Source organism: Mesorhizobium sp. CNPSo 4689 (assembly GCF_057784325.1).
Genome location: NZ_JBWLUZ010000081.1, coordinates 1 through 3459, shown reverse-complemented (window position 1 = coordinate 3459; position 3459 = coordinate 1). Strand labels below are relative to the sequence as shown.

The 3459-nt window shown below is 61.0% G+C and carries 5 protein-coding genes and 1 pseudogene; 4 read left to right on the top strand and 2 right to left on the bottom strand.

The features are described 5' to 3' along the window. Nucleotides 1-343: 343 nt before the first annotated feature. From AC04SI_RS33060 to AC04SI_RS33050, 3 genes are read left to right on the top strand one after another with little or no spacing between them, the layout of a single operon-like run. Nucleotides 344-1432 (top strand): AI-2E family transporter, encoded by a 1089-nt coding sequence (locus AC04SI_RS33060; RefSeq protein WP_488475713.1) that lies wholly within the window; start codon nt 344-346, stop codon nt 1430-1432. Next, the gene (locus AC04SI_RS33055; RefSeq protein ID WP_488475712.1) at nt 1422-1604 is read left to right on the top strand and encodes an ATP-dependent DNA ligase; all 183 of its coding nucleotides are present in this window, start codon (nt 1422-1424) and stop codon (nt 1602-1604) included. Before AC04SI_RS33060 ends, AC04SI_RS33055 begins: the two co-directional genes overlap by 11 nt. Next, nucleotides 1601-1771: a hypothetical protein gene (locus AC04SI_RS33050; RefSeq protein WP_246800640.1), complete on the top strand. Its 171-nt coding sequence runs from the start codon at nt 1601-1603 to the stop codon at nt 1769-1771. The genes AC04SI_RS33055 and AC04SI_RS33050 overlap by 4 nt, the downstream gene beginning before the upstream one ends. Nucleotides 1772-1934: 163 nt before the next feature. Here AC04SI_RS33050 and AC04SI_RS33045 read toward each other — a convergent pair whose 3' ends face one another. Then, the gene (locus AC04SI_RS33045; protein WP_192177443.1) at nt 1935-2147 is read right to left on the bottom strand and encodes an RNA-binding protein; all 213 of its coding nucleotides are present in this window, start codon (nt 2145-2147) and stop codon (nt 1935-1937) included. 378 nt (nt 2148-2525) lie between these two features. On the opposite strand from AC04SI_RS33045, the pseudogene AC04SI_RS33040 reads away from it, so the two are divergent. After that, a pseudogene (locus AC04SI_RS33040) lies at nt 2526-2746 on the top strand (DUF768 domain-containing protein). 377 nt (nt 2747-3123) lie between these two features. Here the strand turns inward: AC04SI_RS33040 and AC04SI_RS33035 are convergent. Beyond that, nucleotides 3124-3459, bottom strand: a 336-nt coding sequence (locus AC04SI_RS33035; protein ID WP_488475711.1) for a nuclear transport factor 2 family protein, incomplete at its 5' end; no start/stop codon positions are given.

The window sequence follows — 3459 nt, the reverse complement described above, 5'->3', positions numbered from 1 at the left end:
ATTCCCGCCCCAAAGGGCTGAAGAGTTGAACGCGTTGAGCGGTCGGCAGATCGAAGGCTGACACGCCCCAGCGGGCTAAATGGCAACGGCCACTCCCCACCTTGAGGGACTTCCGAATCCGGTACCAAACGTCAGATTCTGACCACTAGGTATCGCGTGCAATGCTGTCCACCTCGCGAAATGGTGCTCGGCAAGGTCTTTCCTAGACTTTATGCGGAGCTGTATACCCGCACCCTTGCCGGCGGCTTCGTTGTTGCCTAGTTGTGGGCCACGGGCCGAGGTGACTGGAACCGCCACGGACTATGCGCGGGCAATACACCGTCCGCCTCGAGGCTGATTGGTTATGATACCCCTCGGCAAGCCAATTGAGCAGATCCTTGGGATCGGCGCCCTCCTGCTGCTGTCGATTGGTTGCGCCATTGTGCTTTGGCCCTTCCTGTCGTCCCTGTTGTGGGCGGCGGTCATATGCTACTCCACGTGGCCCGTCTACACGTGGTGCGAGCGGGCCCTGGGCGGCCACAGAGGGCTGGCGGCTGCTCTGATGACATTGTCGGTGGCCCTTGTTCTGGTCGCTCCCTTCGCCTTCGTAGTGGCCACACTGGCGGACAGCGTAAGCAACCTGATCACGGCGGCGGGCCGCATGCTCGAGCAGGGCCCGCCGGCGCCACCGTATTGGGTCGCAGGGCTCCCGGTGGTTGGCGAGAGCCTCGCTGCCTATTGGGAAAGGTTGGCCCACAACGCACCCGCCTTTATGATTGAGCTCAAGAAGCTGATCGGACCCGCCGCCGGAATGGCCGTCGCCAGCGGGACTGTGCTCGGCATCGGCCTTCTCGAACTCGGTCTGAGTGTATTCATCGCCTTCTTCTTCTACCGTCACGGCCGGCAGATGGCAGCGTACGTGCGCGAGAGCGCCGAACGATTCGCTGGGTCGCGCGCTCGGCACCTGCTCACGGTCGTGGGCGCGACCGTGCACGGCGTTGTTTACGGCTTGATCGGCACAGCACTCGTCCAGGCTCTGTTGGCTGGCATTGGTTTCTGGATCGCCGGTGTGTCTCAGGCGCTATTGCTCGGCTTTCTTACGTTTGTCCTGTCGTTCGTGCCGGCGGGTCCGCCACTAGTGTGGGGATCGGTGGCGCTGTGGCTATTTGTCCAGGGAGCCGTTTGGTCGGGTATCTTCGTCGCGGTTTGGGGCTTGCTCCTCGTCAGCAGCATTGACAACGTCCTCAGGCCTTATCTCCTCAGCAAGTCCAACAGCTTGCCCGTGGTACTCGGGTTCTTTGGATTCCTCGGCGGCATTCTCGCCTTCGGCTTCATTGGCGTGTTCCTGGGCCCAACGCTGTTGGCGGTCGGCTATAGCCTCTTCCTCGAGTGGCACGCGGCCGAGCTTGAGGAGCGCAGGGACTCCAAGTCGGAGCCTGCGGATGCCGCTTGAATTCCGCGCGTTCCTTAGTAAGCAGCCCATTTATTTCGTCGCCTTCGATCTTCTCCACCTAAACGGCTTCGACTTGCGAGATATGCCGCTGGAGGATCGCCGCGAGATCCTGGCCGAGATGATCCCGGAAGGCGGTCGCATCCAATTCAGTCAGGCGCTGCAGCCTGGTTGAAGACAAAGGCTTACAGCATCGATGAATACGATCTGCTCGGCGTCGAGCGCGAACCGGGCAAGCCAGCTTTTGCCCTCATGGCCGAGCGCGGCACCGGGCGCTATGTCGGATCGGCCTTCATCAACTCAAGCCGCGCGATCCGCGAACGCCTCTGGCAGCACGTCTAGGAGCATGCCGGGCCGCCGCCGAAGGGCATGAAGCGGCCGGCCACGCAATGGGTCAAGCCGGGGCTGATCGGCCGTGTGAAGCACCTACCCGGCGAGGAAGACTTGCGCCATGCCTCGCTGCAGGATTTCCGCGAGGAGTGACAAAACGGCGGTCGAAACGGGCCTAGGCCCTGCGGCGCTTAGAAAGCGCCTGCAATAGGTCCGCTTCGTCGACGATCCCGTTGCGGAAAGCGCTGACGATTTCCTCGGCAAGGTCTTCCCTCTGTTCCTTGTCTTTTTGGGCTAGGCGGCGCTCGTCGCACAGTCGGTCGAATACTCGCTGGAGCAAATCCAGATCAGCGGGCTCGAATACTCCGCTGTAGCGTCGCAGTGGCATTTGCCGTCCCTCAAACACGGCTGACACGGGACTATCTCACAAACGACGAATGACAGCTACCAGCGGCCCAGCGGCCGGGCGGGCTTTTTTTGTTTTCTGCTGGAACATCGGTTCGAACGCGCCGTTGCTTTTTCCAGGTCTTACAATGGATAACGGACGCGCCCTATGTTGCTCTTTAGATCATTGCATGAAATTGCCGCAGCGCGCGGCGATGGCTTGCACCCCGCTTTATTGAAGATGATGACGCGGTCGAAAGCCTGGGTCGATATTGAAAGCGCGCTACAACCCGCTCCGGCTTACAGGCCTTCAGACATTGACTTCCCTGCCAACGATGCCGTGCCTAAGGGTGTTGCGTTTCGGGCCGACGAGCGCTGAGGGGTGAGCACACGCGGCGTCGACTTCCTGCACAAGTGGATTTCAACAACGTCCCGGAGACAGTCGGCGCCGACATCATCTCCGTCGCTGAATTGACCCAAAAGCTATTTGCAGACGCCAAAGCGATCGGGATCGGCAGCGTCGAGATCGAGGAAGACACTGGGAGCGTCTATGAGGTGATCCTCGACGCGATCGTTCATCAAGAGGCCGGCGTGGCGGATTGATCCGCCCTAACCAAGATGACAGTGAGCGATGTCCCTCAGCTCTCATACGTGGTCTATAGCCCCCCTACTTCTATAGCCCGCCTACTTCCCGTTCCTCGCCGTCATTCTCGCATCTGATGGTACGTCGGCTACCGCCCGTCCGTTCGATACGGCTGAGGAGGCCGCTGCATTCAACAGACAGATGGCTGCGGCTGGGCATCCCGGTAAGGTCAGGAATTGACCGCCCAAGGTCGCCAGGACGCGCGCGGGACGCTTCGGTGGCGTAGGACAGCGGCCAGCCGAAACGCGCGCTGGCGGGCTTGCCAGGGCCTCTGAGTCAACAGGCGGCCCGGCTACCTCGTCGTCGGGACTAGCCAGCTCTGGGTCGCTTTCGAGGCTTATGCCCAGAAATTGTCCCAGGCGTAGAGGTCGTAGAAGTGGTCCCTGGCGTCCATCAACTTGCCGTTCTTGATGTCGAAGACGATGCAACAGAGCACGTCCAGCCGTTTGCCGTTGCGCTCCCCGGTATTCTGATGGACGCCCACCACGAGCCCGTCCTCGCTCTCCGTCACGTGCAAAAGTTTGGCCTTGAAGGTCCCGTGGGTTTCGCTGCCCAACTGGCCGAACTGGCCAAAGATTGCCTCGTGGCCTTTATGGTCTCCGGCCACGGGACTCTTGCCCGGAGTATGCCAGGTGCAGGTCTCGTCGATGATTAGCGCCAGCGTGTCCATGTC